Source organism: Enterococcus sp. FR204, assembly GCF_031143325.1.
In the GTDB taxonomy this organism is placed as follows: domain Bacteria; phylum Bacillota; class Bacilli; order Lactobacillales; family Enterococcaceae; genus Enterococcus_B; species Enterococcus_B faecium.
Genome location: NZ_JAKZIW010000007.1, coordinates 1 through 24,681, shown reverse-complemented (window position 1 = coordinate 24,681; position 24,681 = coordinate 1). Strand labels below are relative to the sequence as shown.

Annotated in this window: 31 protein-coding genes, 2 tRNA genes and 1 riboswitch; of the genes, 3 read left to right on the top strand and 30 right to left on the bottom strand. The window is 38.8% G+C overall.

The annotated features are described in order from the left end of the window. Window positions 1-202 precede the first annotated feature (202 nt). From hpf to RG571_RS03220, 5 genes are all read right to left on the bottom strand, one after another. Window positions 203-754 (bottom strand): ribosome hibernation-promoting factor, HPF/YfiA family, encoded by a 552-nt coding sequence (gene hpf / locus RG571_RS03240; RefSeq protein ID WP_002289771.1) that lies wholly within the window; start codon window positions 752-754, stop codon window positions 203-205. A 127-nt stretch (window positions 755-881) separates the two neighbouring features. After that, window positions 882-1,601 carry a ComF family protein gene (locus RG571_RS03235; protein WP_049141912.1) on the bottom strand — a complete coding sequence of 240 codons (720 nt, stop codon included), beginning with the start codon at window positions 1,599-1,601 and terminating at the stop codon, window positions 882-884. Continuing rightward, window positions 1,598-2,911 carry a DEAD/DEAH box helicase family protein gene (locus tag RG571_RS03230; RefSeq protein WP_258430294.1) on the bottom strand — a complete coding sequence of 438 codons (1,314 nt, stop codon included), beginning with the start codon at window positions 2,909-2,911 and terminating at the stop codon, window positions 1,598-1,600. The genes RG571_RS03235 and RG571_RS03230 overlap by 4 nt, the downstream gene beginning before the upstream one ends. Before the next feature lie 80 nt (window positions 2,912-2,991). Then, a complete protein-coding gene (locus tag RG571_RS03225; RefSeq protein ID WP_308947769.1) occupies window positions 2,992-3,312 on the bottom strand; it encodes a PTS sugar transporter subunit IIB in 321 nt (106 codons plus the stop codon). A gap of 107 nt (window positions 3,313-3,419) precedes the next feature. Continuing rightward, a complete protein-coding gene (locus tag RG571_RS03220) occupies window positions 3,420-3,707 on the bottom strand; it encodes a hypothetical protein (RefSeq protein WP_002294988.1) in 288 nt (95 codons plus the stop codon). A 126-nt stretch (window positions 3,708-3,833) separates the two neighbouring features. Here RG571_RS03220 and RG571_RS03215 point away from each other — a divergent pair, with 126 nt between their 5' ends. Continuing rightward, window positions 3,834-4,478, top strand: a complete 645-nt coding sequence (locus RG571_RS03215) for a YigZ family protein (protein ID WP_002303217.1) — start codon at window positions 3,834-3,836, stop codon at window positions 4,476-4,478. Window positions 4,479-4,536: 58 nt separating this feature from the next. On the opposite strand, the gene RG571_RS03210 is transcribed toward RG571_RS03215, so the two are convergent. From RG571_RS03210 to RG571_RS03090, 25 genes are all read right to left on the bottom strand, one after another. Further along, window positions 4,537-5,244, bottom strand: coding sequence for a GntR family transcriptional regulator (locus tag RG571_RS03210; protein WP_002292782.1), 708 nt, complete (start codon window positions 5,242-5,244; stop codon window positions 4,537-4,539). Between the two features lie 219 nt (window positions 5,245-5,463). Continuing rightward, window positions 5,464-5,634 carry a hypothetical protein gene (locus RG571_RS03205; RefSeq protein ID WP_002294990.1) on the bottom strand — a complete coding sequence of 57 codons (171 nt, stop codon included), beginning with the start codon at window positions 5,632-5,634 and terminating at the stop codon, window positions 5,464-5,466. A 123-nt stretch (window positions 5,635-5,757) separates the two neighbouring features. Further along, window positions 5,758-5,829, bottom strand: a tRNA-Gln gene (locus tag RG571_RS03200). A gap of 6 nt (window positions 5,830-5,835) precedes the next feature. Beyond that, window positions 5,836-5,916, bottom strand: a tRNA-Tyr gene (locus tag RG571_RS03195). Between the two features lie 87 nt (window positions 5,917-6,003). Beyond that, window positions 6,004-6,240, bottom strand: coding sequence for a DUF2969 domain-containing protein (locus RG571_RS03190; RefSeq protein ID WP_002316425.1), 237 nt, complete (start codon window positions 6,238-6,240; stop codon window positions 6,004-6,006). A 113-nt stretch (window positions 6,241-6,353) separates the two neighbouring features. Beyond that, window positions 6,354-7,238 (bottom strand): ROK family protein, encoded by an 885-nt coding sequence (locus RG571_RS03185; RefSeq protein WP_002302918.1) that lies wholly within the window; start codon window positions 7,236-7,238, stop codon window positions 6,354-6,356. A gap of 84 nt (window positions 7,239-7,322) precedes the next feature. Beyond that, window positions 7,323-7,790: an N-acetyltransferase gene (locus RG571_RS03180; protein WP_002317882.1), complete on the bottom strand. Its 468-nt coding sequence runs from the start codon at window positions 7,788-7,790 to the stop codon at window positions 7,323-7,325. A 63-nt stretch (window positions 7,791-7,853) separates the two neighbouring features. After that, complete coding sequence (gene yidD / locus RG571_RS03175; protein WP_002289000.1) at window positions 7,854-8,150, bottom strand: membrane protein insertion efficiency factor YidD; 297 nt, start codon at window positions 8,148-8,150, stop codon at window positions 7,854-7,856. A 134-nt stretch (window positions 8,151-8,284) separates the two neighbouring features. Further along, entirely contained in the window at window positions 8,285-8,461 is a 177-nt protein-coding gene (locus tag RG571_RS03170) for a DNA-directed RNA polymerase subunit beta (protein WP_002292789.1), read from the bottom strand. A 12-nt stretch (window positions 8,462-8,473) separates the two neighbouring features. After that, window positions 8,474-9,775 carry a UDP-N-acetylglucosamine 1-carboxyvinyltransferase gene (murA, locus tag RG571_RS03165; protein WP_002289003.1) on the bottom strand — a complete coding sequence of 434 codons (1,302 nt, stop codon included), beginning with the start codon at window positions 9,773-9,775 and terminating at the stop codon, window positions 8,474-8,476. Window positions 9,776-9,871: 96 nt separating this feature from the next. Continuing rightward, on the bottom strand, window positions 9,872-10,102 hold the full coding sequence (locus RG571_RS03160) for a DUF1146 family protein (protein ID WP_002289004.1): 231 nt from the start codon (window positions 10,100-10,102) through the stop codon (window positions 9,872-9,874). Between the two features lie 475 nt (window positions 10,103-10,577). Continuing rightward, complete coding sequence (locus tag RG571_RS03155) at window positions 10,578-11,000, bottom strand: F0F1 ATP synthase subunit epsilon (RefSeq protein ID WP_002289005.1); 423 nt, start codon at window positions 10,998-11,000, stop codon at window positions 10,578-10,580. A gap of 13 nt (window positions 11,001-11,013) precedes the next feature. Next, window positions 11,014-12,420 carry a F0F1 ATP synthase subunit beta gene (gene atpD / locus RG571_RS03150; RefSeq protein ID WP_002289006.1) on the bottom strand — a complete coding sequence of 469 codons (1,407 nt, stop codon included), beginning with the start codon at window positions 12,418-12,420 and terminating at the stop codon, window positions 11,014-11,016. 22 nt (window positions 12,421-12,442) lie between these two features. Further along, a complete protein-coding gene (locus RG571_RS03145; RefSeq protein ID WP_002317883.1) occupies window positions 12,443-13,345 on the bottom strand; it encodes a F0F1 ATP synthase subunit gamma in 903 nt (300 codons plus the stop codon). Between the two features lie 13 nt (window positions 13,346-13,358). After that, window positions 13,359-14,915 carry a F0F1 ATP synthase subunit alpha gene (gene atpA, locus RG571_RS03140; RefSeq protein WP_258430298.1) on the bottom strand — a complete coding sequence of 519 codons (1,557 nt, stop codon included), beginning with the start codon at window positions 14,913-14,915 and terminating at the stop codon, window positions 13,359-13,361. Window positions 14,916-14,937: 22 nt separating this feature from the next. After that, window positions 14,938-15,480, bottom strand: coding sequence for a F0F1 ATP synthase subunit delta (locus tag RG571_RS03135; RefSeq protein WP_002289009.1), 543 nt, complete (start codon window positions 15,478-15,480; stop codon window positions 14,938-14,940). Further along, a complete protein-coding gene (gene atpF, locus RG571_RS03130; protein WP_258430299.1) occupies window positions 15,467-15,991 on the bottom strand; it encodes a F0F1 ATP synthase subunit B in 525 nt (174 codons plus the stop codon). The genes RG571_RS03135 and atpF overlap by 14 nt, the downstream gene beginning before the upstream one ends. A gap of 90 nt (window positions 15,992-16,081) precedes the next feature. Then, complete coding sequence (gene atpE / locus RG571_RS03125) at window positions 16,082-16,297, bottom strand: ATP synthase F0 subunit C (protein ID WP_002289011.1); 216 nt, start codon at window positions 16,295-16,297, stop codon at window positions 16,082-16,084. A 52-nt stretch (window positions 16,298-16,349) separates the two neighbouring features. Then, window positions 16,350-17,069, bottom strand: coding sequence for a F0F1 ATP synthase subunit A (atpB, locus tag RG571_RS03120; protein ID WP_002289012.1), 720 nt, complete (start codon window positions 17,067-17,069; stop codon window positions 16,350-16,352). 301 nt (window positions 17,070-17,370) lie between these two features. Then, a complete protein-coding gene (gene smpB / locus RG571_RS03115) occupies window positions 17,371-17,835 on the bottom strand; it encodes an SsrA-binding protein SmpB (RefSeq protein ID WP_002289013.1) in 465 nt (154 codons plus the stop codon). A 21-nt stretch (window positions 17,836-17,856) separates the two neighbouring features. Beyond that, complete coding sequence (gene rnr / locus RG571_RS03110) at window positions 17,857-20,214, bottom strand: ribonuclease R (RefSeq protein ID WP_258430300.1); 2,358 nt, start codon at window positions 20,212-20,214, stop codon at window positions 17,857-17,859. A gap of 2 nt (window positions 20,215-20,216) precedes the next feature. Then, window positions 20,217-20,972 carry a carboxylesterase gene (locus tag RG571_RS03105; protein ID WP_258430301.1) on the bottom strand — a complete coding sequence of 252 codons (756 nt, stop codon included), beginning with the start codon at window positions 20,970-20,972 and terminating at the stop codon, window positions 20,217-20,219. 102 nt (window positions 20,973-21,074) lie between these two features. Next, window positions 21,075-21,311: a preprotein translocase subunit SecG gene (secG, locus tag RG571_RS03100; protein WP_002289017.1), complete on the bottom strand. Its 237-nt coding sequence runs from the start codon at window positions 21,309-21,311 to the stop codon at window positions 21,075-21,077. A gap of 117 nt (window positions 21,312-21,428) precedes the next feature. Beyond that, complete coding sequence (locus RG571_RS03095) at window positions 21,429-21,707, bottom strand: GNAT family N-acetyltransferase (protein ID WP_002296443.1); 279 nt, start codon at window positions 21,705-21,707, stop codon at window positions 21,429-21,431. A gap of 112 nt (window positions 21,708-21,819) precedes the next feature. Then, on the bottom strand, window positions 21,820-22,788 hold the full coding sequence (locus tag RG571_RS03090; RefSeq protein ID WP_195193498.1) for an alpha/beta hydrolase: 969 nt from the start codon (window positions 22,786-22,788) through the stop codon (window positions 21,820-21,822). A gap of 214 nt (window positions 22,789-23,002) precedes the next feature. Beyond that, a riboswitch (PreQ1 riboswitch) is annotated at window positions 23,003-23,047 on the top strand. Window positions 23,048-23,070: 23 nt separating this feature from the next. Here RG571_RS03090 and RG571_RS03085 point away from each other — a divergent pair. Together RG571_RS03085 and RG571_RS03080 are read left to right on the top strand one after the other, a co-directional pair. After that, entirely contained in the window at window positions 23,071-24,045 is a 975-nt protein-coding gene (locus RG571_RS03085; RefSeq protein WP_195193499.1) for a nucleoside hydrolase, read from the top strand. Window positions 24,046-24,049: 4 nt separating this feature from the next. Continuing rightward, entirely contained in the window at window positions 24,050-24,625 is a 576-nt protein-coding gene (locus tag RG571_RS03080) for an ECF transporter S component (protein ID WP_002289479.1), read from the top strand. The last annotated feature ends 56 nt before the right edge of the window (window positions 24,626-24,681 follow it).

Sequence of the window (24,681 nt, the reverse complement as noted above, 5' to 3'; positions counted from 1 at the left end):
TCTTTCTGTGTATTATCCAGACTATGTAGACTTTACTTTTCATTTTATCATTAGTTATAGATAATTGAAATATCTTAAGCGTATTAAAGTAAGAACTTCATAATTTATTCATATTTCATCTAAAAGAGGAGGAAACTCAAAAAAACTTGCGGCAGCTGTCAGTAGCTGCTGCAAGTTTTCGTTGTTATTTAAGTAAGGCTGATCAGTCTGTTTCAATCAGTCCGTATTTTCCATCTTTACGGCGGTAAACGATACTTGTACCATTTGTTTCTGCATCTTCAAAAATAAAGAAGTTATGTCCCAGCATGTTCATTTGCAAGACTGCTTCTTCACTATCCATTGGTTTCAATGAAAGGCGTTTCGTACGTACGATATCTAATTCAGAATCATTTTCGTTTTCGTCCTCTTCATTGAATAAAGCAGCAGCATTTGCAGTATTCATGCCCGTTTCACGGGATTTACGATTAATTTTTGTTTTGAATTTGCGGATTTGGCGTTCCAATTTGTCAACAACCAAATCGATACTTGCGTATAAATCTGGAGAAGTTTCTTCGGCACGTAATACAAGATAAGGTAATGGGATCGTTACTTCCACTTTTGCTGTTTTTTCTGTATAAACTTTTAAGTTCACATGCGCCGTTGCATCGGGTGCGTCACTGAAATAGCGTTCTAGTTTGCCTACTTTTTTCTCAACGTAGTCGCGAATCGCTTCAGTTACTTCGATATTTTCGCCGCGTACATTATATCTAAACATAAAAATTACCCCTTTCGTCTACCACAATCAAGAAGGAGAAGGACCACTCTTTCCCTCTTCTTAATTCTATTATATCGAACTCTAGGTTATTTGCAAATTAAATCGCTATCAAATTTCCACATCTAATTCATCTTGCTAAAGAAATGGTTCGGATGATTTTCGGCTGTGCGACCTGCAAACAATCTGCAGCGTGGAAAAGAGTCTGTCCTGTTGTATAGACATCATCAATAATCAATATTTTTTTATTTTGTATCTTAGAAAAGGTGACTGCAAGTTCAAAAGGTTGCGGCATCTCCAATCTTTCCTTTCGCGTGTTTTTTGCTTGAGCCAGCAGATGCTTCTCTCTTTTGAGTAGCATCTGAAAAGGAATTCTTGCTGCTTTCAACATCTCGCTTACTTGATTGAATCCTCTTTCTGTTCGCCTTTTTTCAGATAAAGGTATTGGACAATAGATGTATGTCGGGTATTCTTTTTTTATCTGCGTCCATTTATATGCAAAGGTGCCTGCTAGTCGGATATCTCCCATAAACTTGTATTGATTGAGCCAGGCCTTCATATTTTCATCGTACACAAAAAAGGCACGGTGCTGAAAATCATAGGTCGGATATTTCTTCTTCCATTCTTGACAGTCACTGCAGTAAACGGGGATAGAATTTACTTTCTTTTTCGTACTCTCTAGATTGAAATGGATTGGTTTTTGACAGCCAGAACAGCCTCTTGTTTCCAATAAATGAAATTGTGCGCGACAAACTGAACAAGTCTGAGGTAATCTGTATTTCGAAACACCAATAATCTCGCTGAATGTTAAATTTTGGACGATATCTTTACTGCAGCAACTGCACCTCACAGCATCTTCTTCCCTTCTTCATTCATTTCTTTGATTTCCTGACAAGCTTTTCGAATAGCTGCAGTTTTTTCTTCATAGAAAAAGTATACTTGACTGTTCGTATAAGGCCCTTTACGATCGGCTCTTCCTGCGATTTGTACCAAAGAAGATTTAGTAAAAACCGGATGATCCGCTCCTAAAACGATAACGGATATTCTTTCAAATGTGACTCCACGTTCAAGGATCATTGTGGTTAACAGTATGTCATATTTTGCTTCTCGCATTTTCTGGACTTTTTCCGCCCGCTGATTGTCTCTTGAAGAAACATCTGTGATCTCATATCTCGGAAGAGCCTCTTGAAGTGTGGCTTTCAAACGATGCATCATCGTGATACTTGGACAAAATAAAAGGATATGGTTTTCTTTAATTAATTGATGAATGATCCGCACCAAAGATTTTATCTTCTTCTTGTTCTTGCATTTTTGTCGCCAATTATTCATGAAAACCAAGACGGGTTCAGGAAGCAAACGCCGATGAAAGCGTAAAGCAAGTTTGTGGATGTCAAACGTCTGCTTGATTTCCTTTAGTAACTTTTTATCAGGTGTGGCACTTAAGTAGATGAATCGTCCGTCTGGTTTAATCGCTGTTTGCACAGCATGAGCTAATCCTGCATCCCCGTTATAAGGAAACGCATCGATCTCATCGATCACTATTAAATCAAAGGACCGATAAAAACGGTATAGCTGATGAATCGTACAGATAACAAAAGAAGTAAAGTTATAAGCCGTTGCTGTATTCCCATGGAGCAACGTGATTTTTTCTTCTGGAAAAACATAACGATAGCGTAAAAACAATTCATTACAAACATCGACTCGCGGTGTACAAATCGCTACTCTTCCTCCAGCTTTTAAAGTTTCCACTAAAATAGGATAAAGCATCTCTGTTTTCCCTGCACCTGTTACAGCCCAAATAAGATGATGTCTTTTTTCTGAATGGCAAAGTATTCTCTTTGAGATTTCCGTTTGTTTTTCAGTAAGCTGTCCTGTCCAAAAAAAGACGACTTCTCGAGGTTTTGCTTCAGGCTGATCAAACAAATATAAATCTTGTTGAGTGTCGCATCGCCCTAAATATAGACAATGTGTACAAAAATAACCGTAATCTGCAAGCTGTCCATCAATGACGGACGTCCTCATTCCACAGCGATGACAAAAAATCCAGTTGCCCAAACGTTCCACTGCTGCGATCTTCTCATAATTTGGTAAATTTACCTCCTCACAGTCTATTGCTTCAATATCTCTCGTCAGAAGCCTTCTACCCCAAAAATGATTCATATTCTTCGCCCTAAAAAAATATACGAAAAAACAAGCGATCTATTTTTTGGATCGCTTGTTCGATAGTTATACTGTTCTATTTATTCACCTATGAGCGTGATTGCTTGATCTAACACTTTTTCGCCACTCATCATACCATAATCAGCCATATTGATGACATCTAAAGGAATGCCTTTTGGTTCCAGACGTTTCTCAAAATCAGCTTTCATAAAGCGAACTTGTGGGCCTAATAACAACACATCCACGTCTTTATTTGCAAGATTGTTATCTGCGTCAGAAGCGGACACATCGAAAATATCCGAGTCGATTCCTTTTGCTTCAGCAGCTTTTTGCATTTTTGTTACTAGTAAACTTGTGCTCATACCAGCCGAACATACAAGCATGATTGTTTTTTTAGCCATACTTTTCTCTCCTTTTTAAAACAAACTATGCAAACGTTTTCTTCGCGTCTGTTACTCTATTATATAAAAAGAAAGAAATTTGTCAACGTTTTCTAAACGCGGTTTATTTAATCAAATAGCCAACTAGATTTCACTAATTTATTGAACACGACATATTCTTTGTCCAAATTGATGACAACTACTTCATAGCCTGCATTTATCCAGCCATAGGCACCTTTTTCAGGGTGTTTATAATCATTTGCCCACCAATCTGTACTTTCCCTTGCTGTTTTGGGAAGTCCGTTACTGGGAAACAGCAGTTCGTCAAATTGGGTAAAGGTCAACGTTACTTGAGAGCCGCCATTGTTCTTCAAATAATGCGTAATTGCATCGTACTTTTTCATTCGTTCCTGCATCCCCAGATCCACCTGCCTTTGTCTTTATTATCGCATACTACAGCAATTGCGCAACCGTTACAGTGTTGAAACAACCTAGAACTTTATTTATACTGAATAAAGAAAATGAAAAAAAGAGGTGACAAGATGATCGAGCGCTATCGTACAATAAAAGAAAATGGACAAAGTGAGATTGAGATCAAAAAATCACGCTTTATCTGTTCTCTTAGACGAATAGAATCAGAGGACCAAGCAAAAAGTTTCATTCAAGAAATAAAAAAAGAACATTGGAAAGCGAACCATAACTGCAGCGCCTTCATCATTGGAGAAAAAAATGAAATACAGCGAAGCAGCGATGATGGAGAACCAAGTGGAACGGCGGGCGTACCGATGTTGGAAGTCCTCAAAAAAAATCAACTGATCAATGTAGCTGCAGTAGTCACTCGATATTTTGGAGGAACGAAACTCGGCACAGGCGGATTAATACGAGCATACACTCATGCGGTCTCTCAAGCATTGTCTGACATTGGAATCGTAGAAGGTACCTTGCAACAGGAGATCTCTGTGATGATCACGTATCCGCAACTAGGAAAATTACAGAATTATCTTGAACTCCAACATTTTTTTATAAAAGAAATCCAATATACTGATCAAGTTAGCGTCATCTGTGCTGTAGATGAAAAAAGTGCTGACCACTTTAAAGAATCCATCATTGAGCTGCTGAACGGACAAGTCCAATTTGAAGAGGGTTCTGTTTCTTATCACGAGCAACTGATAACTGATCATATATAAAAACAGGTGATTCTGATTCTCTTTTATTTCTAATAAGGAATCAGGGATCACCTGTTTTTTATTTTTCCAAATAAAACTCAAAACGATTTCCTACGTATTGCGTACGCACATACTCAAACGGCGTACCGTCTTCAAAATAAGAAATCTGGCGCAAACGAAGAACTGCATCTCCTCGTTTTACCTCTAAATAGTCAGCAATTTTCTCAGAAGCCAACACAGCAGTAATCGTTTGATTCGCTGGACCGATCTTTTTCCCGCCTTTTTCTTCTAGCGTGCGATACAACGATTCAGTAATCTCTGCTTTGCTGTAGCCATCGATCAGCTTTTGTGGAACACTGGCAACTTCAAAACAAATAGGGACATCATCTGCGAAACGAATACGTTCCATTCGCAAGATCGTGTCATCTTTACTCAAGTTTAGTTTTTCCATTTCACTTGAGCTTGGCGAAGTCAAGAAATAAGAGATTGTCCGACTAGACGGTACTCGATTTTGTGATTCCATAATTTCTGTAAAACTTGTTGCACCAGACATTTTTTCTTGTACTTTTTCTCGCGCAACATACGTGCCCGAACCGATCTTTCTTTCTAAGATTCCTTCATCTGCCAAGTTTTGAATTGCTTGTCTCAACGTCATACGGCTGACATTGAATTTCACTGCTAATTCTCTTTCTGAAGGAAGACGGTCTCCGACTTTCCATATACCTTGTTCGATTTCATTTTTTAATTGGTCATGAATCTGTATATATACAGGTAATTGATTCGACATAACGTACACCCGTCCTTTCGTTTCTTCTATTATAACTGGTATATACCTGATTCACAACTGAAAAAGATAAAGGTTTCTATCCATCAACAGAGGATTTAGACACACATCGTTCTCCCTACTCCTATTGTCAGAAACAATTTTTTAGATATGTTCAACCTAGAAAATAACAAAAGACCCTAAAATCGATGAAAATGCCGACTTATGGATCTTTTGTTATTATTAGCGGTTTTTAGCCATCCATTTTTTTGTATGATTCGTTGGGCGTTTTGATTTTACCTGGACCGCTTTTCCGCCTTTTTTCGGAATATTCACTTCAATATTGTATTTTTCTGATTTGACCAAATCATATAACTTTTCAGCTGCTTCGTCTACTTTTTCTTTCCATTTCATGTGGATCCCTCCAATTCTTGTAGTTAACTTAACTCTATCTTAATTCAGCAGAATCTTCAAGGAACAAGGTAGCAAAGCAAAAAAAGAGCTCTCGAACTAACGAGAGCTTACGATTGTGGTATACTGGGGTAGCTGGATTCGAACCAACGCATGAGGGAGTCAAAGTCCCTTGCCTTACCGCTTGGCTATACCCCAATGAAATGGAGGAGAGTGGATTCGAACCACTGAACCCTAAGGAACGGATTTACAGTCCGTCGCGTTTAGCCACTTCGCTACTCCTCCGAAAGGTTTGTATCAACCTGACTTAGTTATAATACCTAATTTTCCAGATTTTTGCAACCCTTTATTGAAAGTTTTTTTGATATTTTTTTATTCGTGCAGATTCCAGTGTCGAATCACTGTTTCTATCGCATTTTCAAGACTTTTTTCTTTTCCAAAATCTTCTTCACCAAAGAAAATTTCATATTCTTTTGGCCCATAGGCTAAGATCTCACCAATCATTTTTTTCCCTATAAATAACTGAGTGACTTCATAATTCTTACCTTTGATATCTTTTTTCACTTCTTCTATACGTACTTCAATATCTTTATTTTTTTTTGACATCATTTTCACCTCTCAGATATTTTATCATACTGCAGCAAATAAAACATTCCTTAGGTAAAAATCTCCTATTCATTTCATTCTCTTCTTTTATGCAAGCTGCACCTTCTCTAAAGCTCTTAATTCTCTCCTTGACGTACAGCGAGATAGTTTGCTGCTGCACCTACAAGATTAGCATCGTTTCTGTACTCACATAATAAAATCTGCGGTTCGAAATCATGCAGATCGAATTGTTCTGTCAGCTTCTTCATTCGGCTTTTGATCTCATCAATGAGCCCTTCTTTTGCAGAAACCCCGCCGCCTAATACGATCACTTCTGGATCAAACGAAAATTGAATACTGAATAATCCCTTTGTAAGATACGTATAAAAACTCTCAACTTCTTCTTTTGCTATTGCATCTCCAGTTTCTGCTAATTCAAAGACATCTTTTCCGGTATAAGCATTTTTATCGAGACCTTTGCGTTCACAATAACGCCAAGCCATCTGTACCGCTGTACCAAGTTTACTGAATGTCTTATCGCCATCTAAGAACATCAACCCAAATTCTCCACCGTAAAGATGTGCCCCTTTATTTATTTGTCCTTTCGTGAACAACGCCCCGCCAATCCCAGTTCCTGCCACAACAAAAGCAACATCTTGATAATCACGGGCAGCACCTTCATAAAATTCAGCCATTCCGGCACAGTTGGCGTCATTTTCAATCGTTACTGGGAGTTGAAACAGAGTTTCCAAATCTCGGAAAATATTAAATCCATGAATATAAGGAATCGCACTGATTCCCTCAATCACCTGTTTCTCATTATTCACTACTCCAGGAGAGCTGATTCCAATTCCTTCGACTTCAAAAGAAACGAGTATTTTTTTATAAACTTGAAATAATTGCGTTTTCATTTCTTCCCAAGATTCAGGCGTTGCAAATTGTCCCTTACCTTTAATCTCTTTGCCATCCCAACAACCATATTTGACAGCCGATCCACCAAAATCAAAAACTAATATTCCCATAAAAATATTCTCCTTTTTGTTTGCTAAAGCTATTGTAATGTATCTATTTAGCATTTGAAAGCATTTTCTCGAATTGAAAGTTTATTAGTTAAAGCTATTTTTAGGTAAGTGAATTGCTAAAATCACTTGATCCCTTAATTGATCTCCATTTTCAAAAATGGGCTCAGAGTAATGATGGATAAAATAGTCTTTGACTCGACCAATCTCCACATAGCCCATTTTTTGATAGAGGTGTAACGCAGCGCTACTAGTAGTGCCAGTACGTATAATGATCCGAGTTTGGTTTGAAGCTAGCTGTGAAAGCTTCTGAAAAGCTGTCTCAAGTAATTTTCCGCCAATCCCCTTTCCTTGATACGTTGGGGTTACTGCTACATTGACGATTTCGTATTCTTTTTCCCTTGCCACATAGATCAGTACACCTATTGTTTTTTCTTTTTCTTTCCATATCCAGCCACTCCCTCTGGAAACATATACTTGAACTTTTTCTTTATCAGGATCTGCATCTAATAACAAGGACCACGGTAAATCTTTCTTGTTTAGTTCTTCGATCATTTTTTGTCCCCCATATAAGTAGTTGCGGAGTTGTTACTTTGACAATAAATTTCCTCTTTTTCTTTATCGCTCAGTGCTACCCGTATTTTTCACAACCTTTTTATAATCTGGTTCTTTTTTATCTTTCTTATTTCGCGTTAATCGGAATGTCAATGGTACATAATCGATACCGCCTTTGACAAAAGGATGACAGCGTAAGATCCGTGCAGTCCCCATTACCGTCCCTTTTAGCGCACCATGGGTTTGAATTGCTTTTATCATATAATTGGAACAGGTTGGGTAATAACGGCAGCTAGGTGGAAATGCAGGCGAAATAAAGCGCTGATATCCTCTAACTAAATAAATCAATATCTTCTTCATCAATTAGATTCCTTCTTTTCTTTTACTAAAAAAAGGGATCGCGACTAACGTCAACGTTCCCTTCTGTTTTCTTTTATCATGTTCTGCTTCATGGCTCACTTCATATCGACTAGAACCACTGTGATTCTTATTTATCAATGAAAAAAGTCTCGAATATGAATCCACAAACTTGGCTGGAATACTTTAAATGGATTGCCGCCACCGATGACACCATATCCGATCATCGTTCCGGCCACAAAAAGAAGGATAAGCAATAAGATCACCACTAAAATCTTTATCAAAGTTAATAAGATATATCGTTGGTTACTCATTCAGCCACTTCCTTAAGCAATCGTTTGTGCTGTTTTTTCAGCAGAAGTTTGATCCATGTCTACACGTTCGACGTCTGCACCTAATTGCTGTAGTTTGATATGGAAATTATAATATCCACGGTCTAGATAATTCAAGTTACGCACACGTGTGATTCCATTTGCTTTCAAGCCAGCTAAAACTAATGCTGCTGCTGCCCGCAAGTCTGTTGCATATACTTCTGCACCTTGCAATTCATGGTTTCCATCCATGATTGCTACATTTCCGTCGATTTTGACATGAGCGTTCATACGGCGCATCTCTTCTAAATGTTGGAAACGATTTTCAAACACTGTTTCAGTCACCACACTTGTACCTTCTGCAACTAATTGGATAGCTGTCATTTGAGCTTGCATATCTGTAGGGAAACCAGGATGAGGCATCGTTTTTACATCTGTAGGTAAGATATGTTTTGGTCCGATGACACGGACTCCGCCTTCTTCTTCAATGATTTCTGCACCCATTTCGATCAATTTAGAAATCAATGGGCGGTTATGTTCAGAGATAGCATCTGCAATCAGCACATTGCCTTGTGTCATTGCAGCAGCAACCATAAAGGTACCTGCTTCGATACGATCTTGTACGATTGAGTGGTTGACTGCATGTAAATGATCCACGCCTTCAATACGCATTGTTTCAGTACCAGCTCCATAGACTTGAGCGCCCATTTTATTCAAAATGTTTGCTAAATCAACGATTTCTGGTTCGCGAGCTACGTTTTCAATGATGGTTGTTCCTTTTGCTTTTACGGCAGCCATCATGATATTTTGAGTAGCACCTACACTAGGGAAATCTAAATAAATCGTGTTACCGATCAATTCATCCGCAATTGCTTCGATATAGCCGTTTTTTTGAATAATTTTTGCTCCTAAAGCTTGAAATCCTTTTAAATGCAAATCGATTGGTCGTTTACCAATCGCACATCCACCAGGCATAGCTACTTTTGCATGTCCATTTCTGGCAAGTAGCGGACCCATCACAACGATTGAAGCACGCATTTGACTAACATACTCATAAGGCGCTTCGATTTCTAATTGTCTTGAAGCGTCGATTGTTACTTGATTCTTTTGTTCATCAAAATCTACATCTACGTTTAAGTGACGAATCACTTGATTCATAGTGAAGACATCAGAAAGAATCGGAACGTTGTCTAATGTCGTAATACCTTCTTCTGCTAACAAACTAGCAGCTAAAATAGGCAAAACAGCATTTTTAGCTCCTTCAATTCTTACTGTTCCATTTAATTGATTGCCACCTCTTACGATGATCTCTTCCATGTTGTTCCCTCCAAAAAATTCCAATGAGCATACACTTACTCAAAATCTTTTCTATTATAACATCCTTGCTTTTAAAATAGTACCTTTTTTTAAAATTTACAGGCTAACGAAAAGATTTCGGCATAAAGCGATAACTTCTAAGAAAAAATTACTTGCAGTGTACCCTAAAAAAATTGAAAAAAGTACGATTGCCATTCTAATTTGCGTATTATGCATTGGTCTGAAAAAAGTTTCAATGCGTAACGAACGTAAAGACCAGAAGGCTAAGTAGATAAACGCCAAATGACTCACGATTCGAAGCACCGCATCAATTCCGTATACTTGCATAATGACGTCCTTTCTAACGATTGTTTTATAATAACTAATAAAATGATAATACCATAAAATGTATAAAAGGAAAAACAAGTATACTTAAAAATATAGGAATCCCCTTACATTTTTTTGGAAATAAATGCTAAAAATATGCAAAAAAAGGGACTGAGACAAAAGTCTTGTCGCAGTCCCTTATTCCAAATAAACGGTGTTCAATGTTCAATCATCTGACCCTCGGTATTAGCTCAAAAAACGGCAAAATATGAGGAACTATTTTCCATTTGTTTCTCTAATACTCAGGACAAAACGCTGATTTCACAACCTCTGATATACGGTGTTCCAGAAGTAGCTTCTTCGAAAAATAAGCTGAGATTTCACAAAAATTTGAGAAGCAATTTTCGTAAATTCCTTCTTATGTCTTGAAGCTGACCACTTCTGTCATAACCTCTTTTTACTGTTCTTAAACACGGATAAACATCCGCATCTCATTTTATGAGTGCTTAGATACTTTGATACGATTGATTGCTCGGTGCAACGCAACAGTTGCCCGTTTCAATTCGTTCGTATCTTGTTTTGCTTTTGCTTCTTCGATTTGGCGTTCTGCACGTTGTTTTGCACGTTCCGCACGAGATACATCGATATCCCGTTCACGTTCCGCACTATCAGCAACGATTGAAACAACATTATCACGCACTTCCATGATTCCGCCATTCACAGCAATCCAATCGACATGGGTATCTGAATCTGTCCGTTTTACACGAACTTCATCAATCGTCAAAGGAACGATGATTGGTGCATGTTTAGGCAAAATCCCAAGCTCACCAGCTGTCGTACGTGCGACGACGATAGCTGCATGGTGATCATAGACCAAACCGGCAGGAGTTACCACATTTACTGTTAAATATTGATCCATGGGGCACCCCTTTCTAGTAGCCTAGTGTTTTCGCTTTTTCTACGACGTCTTCGATTCGGCCAACACTTCGGAAAGCTTCTTCAGGAAGATCATCGTATTTGCCTTCCAAGATTTCGCGGAATCCTTTCACTGTTTCTTCTACAGGAACATAAGAACCTGGAAGACCAGTAAATTGTTCAGCCACGTTAAAGTTTTGTGACAAGAAGAATTGGACTCTGCGGGCACGAGAAACTAACACTTTTTCCTGATCGGATAATTCATCCATACCTAAGATAGCAATGATATCTTGTAATTCACGATATCGTTGCAATACGTGTTGGACTTCTGTTGCTACTTTATAATGTTCTTCTCCCACGATTTCAGGTGCTAAAGCACTTGAAGAAGAAGCCAATGGATCTACCGCTGGATAAATCCCTTGTTCTGTTAATTTACGTTCCAAGTTGGTTGTCGCATCCAAATGGGCGAATGCTGTTGCCGGCGCCGGGTCAGTGTAGTCATCGGCTGGCACATAGATTGCTTGGATCGATGTGATCGAACCTTTTTTCGTAGATGTGATACGTTCTTGCAATTGACCCATTTCTGTTGCCAATGTTGGTTGATAACCAACCGCAGAAGGCATCCGTCCTAACAAGGCTGATACTTCAGATCCAGCTTGAGTGAAACGGAAAATGTTGTCGATAAACAACAGTACATCTTGACCTTCTACATCACGGAAATATTCCGCAATCGTCAAACCAGTCAAAGCAACACGCATACGTGCACCTGGTGGTTCGTTCATTTGTCCGAACACCATGGCTGTTTTTTCGATAACTCCTGAATCTTTCATTTCATAATACAAGTCATTACCTTCACGAGTACGTTCACCTACACCGGTAAATACAGAAATACCACCATGTTCTTGGGCGATATTATGGATCAGTTCTTGGATCAGTACGGTTTTACCAACACCGGCACCACCGAATAGTCCGACTTTCCCACCTTTTAAATATGGGGCAAGCAAATCGATAACTTTGATCCCTGTTTCCAAAATTTCTGTACTTGTACTTAATTCGTCAAAGGCTGGTGCTTTTTTATGAATTTCGCTTCTTTCCGCATCTTCTGGGAAAGGTGTTTCTAAATCGATCGTATCTCCTAGTACGTTGAATACGCGACCTAATGTTTCTTTACCTACAGGAACAGAGATTGCTTTGCCTGTATCAATGACTTCCATTCCTCTTTGTAAACCATCTGTTGATTCCATCGCAATGGTCCGGATCACTCCGTCCCCTAATTCTAACGCTGCTTCAAGAACAACTTTTGATTTATTTTCGTCATTTTTATAAACAACTAATGCGTTGTTGATATCTGGTAAGGATTGGTCTAAAGAAAATTCCACGTCGACAACGGGACCGATTACTTGAACAATCTTGCCTGAACTCATCTTTTTTCCTCCAATCTCAATACTATTCTAGTGCCGAAGCTCCGGCAACAATTTCGGTAATTTCTTGGGTAATAGCCCCTTGTCTTGCACGGTTATAAGAAACCGTCAGCTCATCAATGATATTAGCAGCATTATCAGTTGCTGTTTTCATTGCTGTCATACCAGCAGCATGTTCTGCTGTTTTGGCGTCAACGATCGCACCGTAGATCAAACTTTCAGCATACTGAGGCAATAACTGAGACAAGATTTCTTCTTTTGAAGGTTCAAAAATATATTCTTGTTCGAAAGTAGTTGCTTCTTCTGGATCTAAGTCTGAGATTGGCAGCATTTTTTCTACACGAAACTGACTAGTTAGCGAATTGATATGATGGTTATAACATACGTATAATTCATCGAATACTTCGTTTTGGAACATAGTTGTTGCCATATTTACGATTTTGCGGACTTCATCAAAGCTTGGCTGATCAGATAGATTGCGCAGCTCATATGCTAGATTGATACCGCGTGCTTTAAAGAAGTCTGCACCAGTTCCGCCAATTGCGATCATCACGTAATCATCGGGTGATTGGTGGTCTTCTTCTAAAATAGACATCGTTTGTTTCAATATCGAGCTGTTATATCCACCGACTAAACCGCCATCTGCAGTGATGACGATATAACCAGTTTTCTTAACAGGACGGCTGAGCAGCATGCTGTTGTAATTGATATCCCCTCTAGGATTTTCTGAGGCAATATCATTTAACTGAGTAGCAGTCAAATGCGTAACGATTTCTCTTACTTTTGTTGCATAAACCTGAAACTTCTGTGAAGAAGCTTCAGATTTTGTCAACTTAGAAGCAGACACCATCTGCATTGCCCGCGTGATTTGGCTCGTTTTTTTCGTTGAAGCGATACGTGTCTTGATTTCATTTAATGAAGCACCCATTCATCTCACCTCACTATGCATTTTGAATGGATTTCAATTTATCTTCTGTAGAGGAATTACTTCCTTTTGTAGCTAAGAACATGTCTTTATATTCCTGAATCGCATTGTTCAACGCTTCTTCTTCTGGAAGATCTTTTGTTGTATGGATTGTTTCAAAGATATCTGAATGATTGGTATCCAGATATTCGAATAATTCATGTTCGAAGTCTAAAATACTGTCTACAGGGATACTATCTAAGAATCCATGTGTCAAAGCATACAAAATCACTACTTGTTTTTCAACAGCTAGCGGTGCATGCAATTTTTGTTTCAAGATTTCTACTGTACGGCGTCCACGATTTAGTTTTGCTTGTGTTGCTGCATCCAAGTCAGAACCGAATTGTGTAAATGCTTCTAATTCACGGTAACTTGCTAAGTCTAGGCGTAAAGTCCCAGCAACTTTTTTCATTGCTTTGATTTGCGCAGAACCCCCTACACGAGATACAGATAGTCCGGCATCAACCGCTGGACGAGTACCTGCGTAGAACAAGTCGCTTTCTAAGAAGATTTGTCCATCAGTGATCGAAATAACGTTTGTTGGGATATAAGCAGAGATATCTCCAGCTTGTGTTTCAACAAATGGTAAGGCAGTCATTGAACCGCCACCTAAATCATCACTTAATTTTGCTGCACGTTCCAATAAGCGTGAGTGTAAGTAGAAAACATCCCCTGGATAAGCTTCACGACCTGGTGGACGGCGAAGTAGCAAGGAAAGTTCACGATAAGCAACAGCTTGTTTTGAAAGATCATCAAAAATGATCAAGACATGTTTACCGTTGTACATGAACTCTTCACCCATTGCAGTACCAGCATATGGTGCGATATAAAGCAACGGCGCTGGTTGAGACGCACCGGCATTCACAACGATTGTGTAATCCATTGCGCCATATTTTTTCAATGTTTCAACTTGTGTACGAACTGTAGAATCTTTTTGTCCGATTGCTACATAGATACAGATCATATCTTGACCTTTTTGGTTGATGATCGTATCGATCGCAATAGAAGTTTTCCCTGTTTTACGGTCACCGATAACTAATTCACGTTGGCCGCGTCCGATTGGTACAAGAGCGTCGATTGCTTTTAGACCTGTTTGCATTGGTTCGTTAACAGATTTACGTTGCATAACGCCTGGTGCCATTGCTTCTACTGGACGAGCTTTGTCAGTAACGATTTCACCTAGTCCGTCGATTGGCTGACCTAGCGGATTAACTACCCGTCCGATCAAGGCCTCTCCAACTGGAACCTCCATGATCTTTCCTGTTCGTTTTACTTTATCTCCTTCACGAATGGACTCGAAATCGCCAAGGATAATGATACCTACATCATTTGATTCTAAGTTTTGCGCCATTCCGTATGAGCCATTTGAAAATTCAAGCAACTCACCACTCATCGCGTTTTCTAAACCATGTGCACGAGCGATCCCGTCACCTACATAAGTTACGGTACCGATTTCTTCGACTGAAAGCACGTTTTGATAATTTTCAATTTGTTCTTTAATCAAGGCACTAATTTCTTCTGCTTTGATGGCCATTCGATTCACCTACCTCTTTGTACTATCTATTTAATTGATTACGCATATTTTCTAATTGCGTGCGAATGCTTCCGTCGATTACTCGATGGTTAGCTTCAACAATCGCGCCACCAATAATAGAAGAATCAACGATTTGTTTTAATTCGACTGATTGATAGTTCATTGTTTTTGCAACATTCTTTTCTAATTGTATTCGTTGTTCGTCTGAAAGTGGAACTGCTGTTGTGACACTTCCCAACAGCAAACCTTGATGTTCATCATATCGACGTTCATATTCTTCGATCATGAACAAAAGATCATCCATTCGGTTATACGCATAAACAACTTCTAAAAAGTTTTTAACGATTCCATCATAGCCACTAACAAGCTTGTCCATGATTTCTCGTTTTTCATGAGGTTCTAGACGAACATCACTTAACATATTACCTAATCCAGGTACTTGTTCATAGATTTGACGTAAGCTTACGAGATCTTGATAGATTTCTTCTGCTTGATTTGAATCGATCGCCAGTTCAAATAAAGCTTTCCCGTAACGTCTTCCTACTGTATATTTATCTAGTTTCATTTGAAGAACCTAGACCTTCGATATATTGATTGATTAATGATTCGTGCATTTCTGGAGATAATTCTTTGTTCAAGATTTTTTCCGCGATTTGAAGAGATAGTTCTGCAACATCGTCTTTTACAGATTTCAGCGCTGAATCACGTTCTACAGTGATATCAGCTAGGGCTTTACTTTTTAGACGAGCTGCTTCTTCTTGAGCATCCTTCAAAATATTTTGGCGGCTTAATTCTCCACTTTCTTTCGCATTTTTGATGATATCAGCTGCATCAGAACGAGAGGCTAACAATTGTTGTTCGCGTTCTTGTTCCATTTTCGCTGAGTTGATGCGAGATTGTTCTGCAGAATCCAAATCATTGGCGATCTTGTCTTCACGTTTTTTCAAAATATCGCTGATTGGTCCCCAAGCAAAATGCTTCAAGAGAGCCAGTAGTATCAAAAATGAGCCGCTGACAACGATGACATTTCCTAACATCGCATTGCCAACTTCTGCAATTGCCAATTGATTCAGCATAGGCGAGCCTTCCTTTCTTTGAAGTACTTCTAGTTTTCATGTAAAAAAGCAGTAACAAACCAAATTGTTTCTGCCTTAATACTGATTCAATTAAACACCAAAAACTAGAATCAAGGCGACAACTACCCCTAAGATAGGAACAGCTTCGACTAGAGCTACCCCGATAAACATTGTTGTACGGAATTGACCAGACATTTCAGGTTGGCGAGCCATTGATTCGATTGTTTTAGAGATAACTTGACCGTTACCATAACCGGCTCCGATTGCTGCTCCCATGATTGCGATTGCTGCTGCGATATAATTCATAATTGTTTTCCTCCTAAATTAGATAAATAGTAGTTTGTTTTTAAAACGAATATTATTCTTCCACTTCAATCTTATGGCTCATATAAACCATAGATAAAGTAACGAAGACAAATGCTTGGATGCTTCCGATAAACAAGGAGAATGCGATCCAGACCATCTCTAATGGAATTGCTAACGGCAATGAGAACCAGCCTAAGCTTATTACCATTTTTGCAATCAAGGTTAGCAAAACTTCCCCCGCATAAATATTCCCATAAAGACGTAAAGCAAGTGTTAATAAGTTTGTAAATTCTTCAATCAGTTTCATCGGAAACATAAAACTATATGGTTTCAAGAACGAATTTACGAAATATCCTTTGAAGCCTAACTTTTTCACCCCAAATAAGTGAGTAAGTAAGATCATTATAAATGCCAAAGTTAAAGTAACAAACGGGTCTGCTGTCGGGCTTTTCCAAAGTGTTGTTTCGTTAGGTAAAACGATTTTTGTTACTAAACCGATGTTGTTTGCAACAAAAACAAATAAAAACAATGTAAATGCCAACAAATGGAAATTGCTCAATTCTTTTCTAGGCAGATTATCTGTTACGATTCCTCGACTAAAATCAATGACCCATTCTATCGCATTTTGTTTGCCTGTTGGTTTCAACTTAAGATTTCTTGTAAAAAAGTAAGCTAAGAAGAAAACAATCAAACAGGTCAGTAACACCATTATACAAACTGTACCATCAAACCAAATTGGTCCAATGTGGAACGTTAGCGAGCGTTCATCCAATCCATTTCACCTCTTTTCCCCGAAATTCACATAAAATCAATTCATGTGCGTATCTGGTTTTTTCCAATCGGTTTCTAACCACACGGTATCATACCACCATGAAACAGAAAATTCAAAACATTTTCATGAAAATTAGACACTTTTTTATTTCAGTCAAAAACGAAGCGAATTTTTCTTTATACACGGTGCTCCTGATCTAAGAAAAAACCTATGATAATCATGTTTTATCAGATTAAATGCTAACAAATTTTATCATTAAGTAAAAGCAAAAGCACCGAATATGCGAAAAAGGATAATGAAATTATCTAGAGAAATTTTTTAATGTTCGATCAATTTGTCGATCGATATCTTTTCGTTTCAAATCTTCCCGTTTATCATAAGATTTTTTCCCTTTCGCCAGACCAATCAATACCTTGGCATAGCCGTTACGAATATAGACTTTTAAAGGAACAACAGTGATTCCAGTATTTTTCAATTCATTTTCAAGCCGGATGATTTGTTTTTTGTGTAATAATAACTTTCTCGTGCGCAACGGATCATGATTAAAAATATTTCCTTGTTCATAAGGACTGATATGAACATTATGCAAGAAAGCTTCTCCGTTGCGAACGCGAATAAATCCATCTTTTAGATTGATCCGGCTGTTTCGTATCGACTTGATCTCGGTTCCTTGCAAGACCATCCCTGCTTCCATCGTGTCGATGATCGAATAATCATGGCGAGCTTTCTTGTTTTGTGCAATTAATTTTCCCTCGCCTTTTGGCATAGCTGTTTCCTCCAACTCATTTTATTTTTTCTTTTTCTTCTTTTTAACACCTTTGTAAAATGGCTTCTTCCCTTTTTTCTTACCGAACGTTTGCTTACTATCGCTATATCGTTTGTTCTTCTTGCCATTTCTTTCTGGGCGTTTTCCTGCTTGTTTTCCTTCGCGTTTTCCTGATTTTCCATTTCGTGTTTTTGGCCGTTCCAACGCTGTAACCTCTTCTGCGGAAACAAGTTCAAAATCTACTGCTCGTTCATCTGGATCAGCTTTGACTACTTTTACTCGCACTTTCTGTCCGATTTTAAAAGTCAGACCAGTTCTTTCACCTACAAGAGCTAAATGATTTTCAACAAAATGGAAGTAGTCCTGTTTCAATTCATTGATATGGATCAATCCCTCTACTGTATTCGGCAGTTCGATAAACAGGCCGAATTTCACAACAGAGCTGATGATCCCATCGAATTCTTCTCCCACTTTGTCCATCATGAATTCTGCTTTCTTCATGGAATCTACTTCACGTTCTGTTTCTACTGCACGACGTTCCATCTTAGAACTATGATCTGCAATTTCAGGAAGTTCCGCAGCCCACGAACTTTGATTGCTTTCACTTTTATCTTCACTGTAAGAACGGATCAGACGATGGACGATTAGATCGGGATAGCGTCGAATAGGAGATGTAAAGTGTGTGTAGTAATCTGCCGCTAAGCCATAATGCCCAAAATTGTCTTCTGAATAGCGTGCTTGTTGCATGCTTCTTAGCAACATAGTATTGATAACTGCAGCTTCTGGTTTGTCTTCTACTCCTTCGATCACATGCTGTAAATCTTTTGGTGTGATCGTTCCTTTCGTTCCTCGGACCAGAATGCCCAAAGCTGAAGCAAAATCAAAGAAGCGCTGCATTTTTTCTTCTTTTGGCTGTTCATGGATTCGGTAAATAAACGGCAGATTTAATTTATTATAATGTTCAGCTACCGTTTCATTGGCCGCAAGCATGAAAGATTCGATCAAGCGTTCACCAATTCCTCTGCTTCTTAGCTGGATGTCATTTGGGTGTCCTTCAGCATCAACAAGGATTTTCGCTTCGCGATCCTCAAAAGAAATCGCGCCACGTTTGATTCGCATCGTTTCAAGGATTCGATGCAATTCACCCATTTCTTGGAACATAGGTACAAGCTGAGCATAGCGTTGCATCGTTTCTTCGTCTTGATCTTCTAAGATTTGATTGACAGCTGTGTAGGTCATCCGTTCTGTTGTTTGGATCACACTTGGGAAAATATCATGAGAGACTACTTGTCCATTTGGATCAATCTCCATTTCGCAACTCATGGTCAGCCTTGGAACATGGGGATTCAGTGAACAGATACCATTCGATAAACGTTGCGGGATCATCGGAATCACTCGATCAGTCAAATATACACTTGTCCCTCTTTCATATGCTTCTCTGTCCAATTGACTGCCTTGTGTCACATAGTAAGAAACATCTGCAATGTGTACTCCAAGAAAATAATTACCGTTATCTAATTTTTTAACCGTAACTGCATCATCTAGATCTTTTGCATCTTCTCCATCAATCGTAACAATGAGCTGATTTCTTAAATCTCTACGTCCAGTTATATCCTTTTCGCTGATTTGATCTGGAACTTCATCTGCTTCAGACAATACATCATCAGGAAATTTCGTAGGGATACCATTAGCCACGACAATTGAGAGGATATCCATGCCAGGGTCATTCTTATGACCAATCACTTGCTTGATTATCCCTTCTAAACTAGTCGCATACCCTTTTTCAGGGTAATGGGTCAGTTCGATCAGCACAATACTTCCGTCAACTGGACGAACTCCCTCTGCTGCTGCATATACTTTAAATTGGTTGAGCTTTCTATCTTTCGGGATAACAACGCCGTAAAGATCTGTTTCTTGTATTTCTTCTTCTGAATAAGCAACGAATTCCCCTGCTAACTGAGTAGTCGCCCGGTCTCGAATCTCGATTACTTTCCCCTCTGCTCCGCGATCCATATCTGTATTTGCTCGCTTCATGATATCTATTGCTACGGTGTCTCCATCCATTGCAAAACCAGTCGCTTCTTTTGGGATATAGATGTCATCTTCTTCGGGATCAATCGTTACAAATCCAAATCCTCGTTCATTTGCTCGAAATGTTCCTTCGATCAAGATTGGTTTTAAAGGAAGTTTCACTTTTCCTTTTTTATTGAAAACTATACTCTGTTCTCTTTCCATTTGAGCAATCGTTTGTACTAGTAATTTAAAATCATCGCTTTTTTGGAACCCTAAACCTTCAGCGATTTCTTCCATAGAAAAACTGCGTTTGCGACTGCTTTCCATGAAAAAGAGAATTTTCTCTTTTATCGTTTCTTTTGTCATATTTATTCCTCATTCCAAGGTAATTTTTCTAAAAATTCCAAGACGTCTTTTTCTAATTCGCGTCTTGCTGTACCAACTGTAATCACATGACCACTTTCAGGATACCATTGAAGTGTCACTCGCTGACGGATCAACTTGCGTGCAGTTTCAAATACGCCATTAGGGTCGACCATTTCATCTTTCCCAGCTTGAGCTAAAAATATCGGCTGTTGGATATCTGACAACCTACTTTCTACGATTGCTGCCTGAGCTTGTATATCCATTAATTGTTGTTCAGCTAACGAGCGGTAAGCAACTGCTTTTTCATTGATTTCTTTCTCTGATTTACCTGCTGTCTTCAGCACTTGACGTACGTATTTTTCAAAGTTTTCAGGCACGTTTGTTTTTACAGGAGACAAAGGCGAACAGAAAAAACCGCCGCCAATCACTGATTCTTCTTCTAGTGCTCGTACAGCAAAGATGCCGCCCATCGATAATCCTAATACGGCAATATCAGAAAACTGCTCAGACTGTAAAAAATGGATGGCTTTTTTAGTGTCTGCCCACCAGCTTTCTGCTTTTTCTTGCAAGATATCATATGGCTCCATTGTTCCGTGTCCTTTAAAAAGCGGCGCATAAACTGTATAATCTGCTTTTTCCAAAAATCGTGCGAGCATTCGAACATCGTTTGGACTTCCTGAGTAAGCGTGAAGCAGCAAAACCGCTCGCTTTCCATGTTTTGCATAAAGGGGTTTTGGTAATTGTCTCACTCGTCTCACCTCTTTCGCCTCATTTTACCATAGTTTCTTTCATAACTTCTTCTTAAGCGTTCTCTTTGCAATAAAAAAAGCCGCCCGCCGTTTTGCGAGAGGCTTATTCAACTACTTCGAAGATAAATATGCTAGGACAAATAATAAGATCATCCAGATAGCTCCCATAACTGCAGTTGATCGCTGCATGACAGCTTCAAAGCCGCGAGCTTTTTGTTTGCCGAATAGTTGATCCGCACCGCCGGTAAATGCACTCGCTGCACTATTTTGCTTGCTTGGCTGCATCATAATCGCAATGACCATAACAATCGATAAAACGATCACGATTCCCAAAATTAAATTATACATATCGCAGCCTCCTTCCCAAAAGATATCGTCTCTTTAACTTTATCATAGATAAAAGTCCGTGACAACTCTATATAAATGGAATAACAGCTGAAAGTTCAAAACTTTCAGCTGTTATTCTTATGACTGACGTAAGACGTCTTGATATTCTGGTTTCTTTTCAAACTCTTTTTTTGCATAAGGGCATAAAGGAATGATCTTTTTCCCGTCTCGTCTTGCTAATTCTACTCCAGTATACACTAGCTTTTCAGCTAACTTTTGACCACGATATGCTGGATCTACAAATGTATGGTCAATGATCATGATGTCTGGGCCCGCATCTGACCATGTCATTTCTCCAATCTCTTGTTGCTCATCATTGAATAAAGCAAGACGATTTTTTTCTTCTTTGATTTCCATATGCCGCACTCCTCAAATAACTGATATTTTTTTATTCCTACCTTATTTTAGCAGTCTCCTGATCTATAAACAATTATTTATCCTCGAATTACTTACAAAAAAGAAGAGAAAATTAATTCATCGTTATTATTTGTTCAATAAACGAAAAAATCACTGTCCAATAGGTTTTCGGATCTTTCATCGATGCTTCCAAGTGTTCTGCTTCTGGAACAAGCAGCAGTGCTTTATCCCCTGCCGTAGCACTTTGAATCGTGTACGCTGCTTCTGTAGGGACAAAATGATCTCTTTCACCATGGATGACTAATAAAGGCAGATGATTGCTGCCAAGCTGTCTCGTAGCTGATGCTTGCTTTAAGGAGTAACCGGCGTATTTCTGGGCATAATGATTCGCATATCTCATGACCATTTTTTTAGGAAAGACAGTGATTTTACTTAACATATATCGGAATTCTGCATAAACAGAAACATATCCGCTGTCTAAAATAAATCCTTTGACCGCTGATGGAAGTTTTTCACCACTTGCCATCATGATCGTAGAAGCTCCCATTGATCCGCCGTGTAAAATAATGGACGCATTCGGCTGTTCATCTAAGATGAGTTGGATCCAGGCAATTAAATCTAGCCGATCTAGCCATCCCATTCCGATGATTTCTCCTTCACTTTCTCCGTGCGCACGTAAATCAGGTACAAGAACGTTGAATCCTTTCTCTGCATATCTTTTACCTATATGAGACATGTCTCTTTTCCCTGTGCTTCGGTAATCATGTACGCAAATGACCCATTTATTCTGCTTATTTGGATGGATGAACATCTGACCAGCTAGTTTCAACCCGTCATAACTTTTGATTGTTTTGGGTGTTCCCTGCTCCCAAAAGCTTTCACACTCTTCTTCTAATTTTTGTCGTTTTTTTTCTACTGACGTGACTGCAGCAGGGTCCATCAAACGATGACCAGTGTCTTCATACCAGTCATATCCTCTCTGTACTCCCGCTCTTACTAATTTCTTTGCATAAAAATAAGAAAGAAAATGGTAACTGATCCCTATAATTATCAGAATAAGAATGAAATAAAAAATAACCATTGTACACCCGCCGCTTTCTGCCAAACTATAATCTATCTATTATCCAATGTACCGATCCATAGGATTCTCTATTTTCGGCACACGTAAATTCCATTTCTTTTTCATTGTATCATTTACTTAAAGTTCTCCTCAATAGATTTACTTGTAAGAGAGCATTTACATTCGCAATAAAAGCCAGTATACTAATTTCGTGCATTATAATCAAGACGCTCGTCTTGGACTGGTTCGGAAACTTCCCAGAATAAAAAACTAAGTATCTCTAAAGAAAGGAGATTGGAAATAATGCGAAAAGTAATTATTGATTGCGATCCAGGGATCGACGACACTTTAGCTTTATCATTAGCTGTCAAATCCCCTGATATCGAAGTAGTTGCTATTACCGTAGTTTGTGGGAATGTCCCTGCAGATATAGGTACGCAGAATGTGCTGAAATGCCTGGAACGCTGTGATCGTTTAGACATTCCTGTTTATCAAGGAATGGAAAAACCTTTGAAGCAACCTTTCATCAGTGCACAAGACACTCATGGTATGGATGGTTTAGGGGAAACAAATTTCCCGATGATCTTGAGAAAACAGGCAGAACCTCTCCATGCCGTTGATTTTTTGGCTGATTATTTCAAAGAAAAGACAAATACATCAGTCATTGCTTTGGGTCCTTTGACCAATATCGCTTTTGCTTTGAAAGTCAACCCAAATATTGGGAAACATATAGATCGTTTTGTCTCGATGGGTGGAACTTACAAAAGCCATGGTAACTGTTCGCCAGTTGCTGAATACAATTACTGGTGTGATCCTGAAGCAGCTTCTTATGTATTCGAGAATCTCAAACAAACGATAGAAATGGTTGGGTTAGATGTGACAAGAGAAATCGTCTTGACACCGACTATCCTCGAATACTGCTGTCAAATGAATCCTGAAGAGGGAGAGTATCTAAAAGCGATCACTCGTTTTTATTTTGACTTCCACTGGAAACAAGAAAGAATTTTAGGATGTGTCATCAATGATCCGTTAGCTGTTGCTTATTTTATCGAGGAGGCCATCTGTGAAGGTTTCGAAAGCTTCACTGCTGTGGAAACTCAAGGAATAAGTCGTGGACAAACATTGGTTGATCGTTATGAATTTTGGCAGAAACCTGCTAACAGTAAAATTATGACAAAAGTAGATACTCGTCTTTTTTTCCGAAAGTTTTTAACCGTTCTTTTAAATGCACAAGAAGAAACGATTATGAAAGATTTGGAAAGGTTAAAGATGGGCTAACAAAATGAATAAAAACAAAATGGCAACTCGCGTACTTACAGTGATGGCTTTGTGTATTGGGATCAATTATATTGGAGGAACGATTGCTTTATGGCTTCGTTTGCCAATCTATCTCGATTCTATCGGAACGATTTTTGCTGGTGCATTGCTTGGGCCTGTACCTGGAATGCTGACAGGATTGTCCAGCGGTATTTTAAGTGGAGTGACTACAGATATTTTTTCTCTGTATTATTCGCCAATCCAAATTCTCACAGGCTTGCTTGCTGGATTGATTTTGCCAAGATATCTCGGCAAAGATAAAAACAGCTTGAAACTGTTATTACTCGCTTTGATTTTGTCGGTACCTGGAACGATCGTTTCTTCGATCATTACCGTTCAGTTATTTGGCGGGATCACCTCCTCAGGATCCAGTATGATCGTTCAGCTATTACATGGGTTAGGTTTAAGTCAGACAACAAGTGTGATCTTGGTACAGGCAGGTACAGACTACCTTGATCGTTTGTTGTCTATCGTCGTTGTTTCATTAGTTATCACTATGTTGCCACAACGCTTGATATATTCAAAAAGAAAAATAGGCTGAATAAACAGAGCTGGATTAGCAAAATAATGCTAATCTGGCTCTGTTTTTTCATTTAT

Bases quoted from the DNA above. Each gene is read 5' to 3' on its own strand.
- RG571_RS03160 (WP_002289004.1), bottom strand. From the start codon at position 10,102: ATGCAAGTATACGGAATTGATGCGGTGCTTCGAATCGTGAGTCATTTG.
- RG571_RS03230 (WP_258430294.1), bottom strand. From the start codon at position 2,911: ATGAATCATTTTTGGGGTAGAAGGCTTCTGACGAGAGATATTGAAGCA.
- RG571_RS03145 (WP_002317883.1), bottom strand. From the start codon at position 13,345: ATGGGTGCTTCATTAAATGAAATCAAGACACGTATCGCTTCAACGAAA.
- RG571_RS03155 (WP_002289005.1), bottom strand. From the start codon at position 11,000: ATGGATCAATATTTAACAGTAAATGTGGTAACTCCTGCCGGTTTGGTC.
- secG (WP_002289017.1), bottom strand. From the start codon at position 21,311: ATGTATAATTTAATTTTGGGAATCGTGATCGTTTTATCGATTGTTATG.
- RG571_RS03225 (WP_308947769.1), bottom strand. From the start codon at position 3,312: ATGGCTAAAAAAACAATCATGCTTGTATGTTCGGCTGGTATGAGCACA.
- RG571_RS03210 (WP_002292782.1), bottom strand. From the start codon at position 5,244: ATGTCGAATCAATTACCTGTATATATACAGATTCATGACCAATTAAAA.
- RG571_RS03185 (WP_002302918.1), bottom strand. From the start codon at position 7,238: ATGGGAATATTAGTTTTTGATTTTGGTGGATCGGCTGTCAAATATGGT.
- rnr (WP_258430300.1), bottom strand. From the start codon at position 20,214: ATGACAAAAGAAACGATAAAAGAGAAAATTCTCTTTTTCATGGAAAGC.
- RG571_RS03220 (WP_002294988.1), bottom strand. From the start codon at position 3,707: ATGCAGGAACGAATGAAAAAGTACGATGCAATTACGCATTATTTGAAG.
- RG571_RS03095 (WP_002296443.1), bottom strand. From the start codon at position 21,707: ATGGAAATCAAAGAAGAAAAAAATCGTCTTGCTTTATTCAATGATGAG.
- smpB (WP_002289013.1), bottom strand. From the start codon at position 17,835: ATGCCAAAAGGCGAGGGAAAATTAATTGCACAAAACAAGAAAGCTCGC.
- RG571_RS03180 (WP_002317882.1), bottom strand. From the start codon at position 7,790: ATGATCGAAGAACTAAACAAGAAAGATTTACCGTGGTCCTTGTTATTA.
- RG571_RS03215 (WP_002303217.1), top strand. From the start codon at position 3,834: ATGATCGAGCGCTATCGTACAATAAAAGAAAATGGACAAAGTGAGATT.
- yidD (WP_002289000.1), bottom strand. From the start codon at position 8,150: ATGAAGAAGATATTGATTTATTTAGTTAGAGGATATCAGCGCTTTATT.
- atpD (WP_002289006.1), bottom strand. From the start codon at position 12,420: ATGAGTTCAGGCAAGATTGTTCAAGTAATCGGTCCCGTTGTCGACGTG.
- hpf (WP_002289771.1), bottom strand. From the start codon at position 754: ATGTTTAGATATAATGTACGCGGCGAAAATATCGAAGTAACTGAAGCG.
- atpF (WP_258430299.1), bottom strand. From the start codon at position 15,991: ATGCTGAATCAATTGGCAATTGCAGAAGTTGGCAATGCGATGTTAGGA.
- RG571_RS03085 (WP_195193499.1), top strand. From the start codon at position 23,071: ATGCGAAAAGTAATTATTGATTGCGATCCAGGGATCGACGACACTTTA.
- RG571_RS03190 (WP_002316425.1), bottom strand. From the start codon at position 6,240: ATGATGTCAAAAAAAAATAAAGATATTGAAGTACGTATAGAAGAAGTG.
- RG571_RS03090 (WP_195193498.1), bottom strand. From the start codon at position 22,788: ATGGTTATTTTTTATTTCATTCTTATTCTGATAATTATAGGGATCAGT.
- murA (WP_002289003.1), bottom strand. From the start codon at position 9,775: ATGGAAGAGATCATCGTAAGAGGTGGCAATCAATTAAATGGAACAGTA.
- atpA (WP_258430298.1), bottom strand. From the start codon at position 14,915: ATGGCCATCAAAGCAGAAGAAATTAGTGCCTTGATTAAAGAACAAATT.
- RG571_RS03170 (WP_002292789.1), bottom strand. From the start codon at position 8,461: ATGAGTAACCAACGATATATCTTATTAACTTTGATAAAGATTTTAGTG.
- RG571_RS03205 (WP_002294990.1), bottom strand. From the start codon at position 5,634: ATGAAATGGAAAGAAAAAGTAGACGAAGCAGCTGAAAAGTTATATGAT.
- atpE (WP_002289011.1), bottom strand. From the start codon at position 16,297: ATGAATTATATCGCAGCAGCAATCGCAATCATGGGAGCAGCAATCGGA.
- RG571_RS03080 (WP_002289479.1), top strand. From the start codon at position 24,050: ATGAATAAAAACAAAATGGCAACTCGCGTACTTACAGTGATGGCTTTG.
- RG571_RS03135 (WP_002289009.1), bottom strand. From the start codon at position 15,480: ATGAAACTAGATAAATATACAGTAGGAAGACGTTACGGGAAAGCTTTA.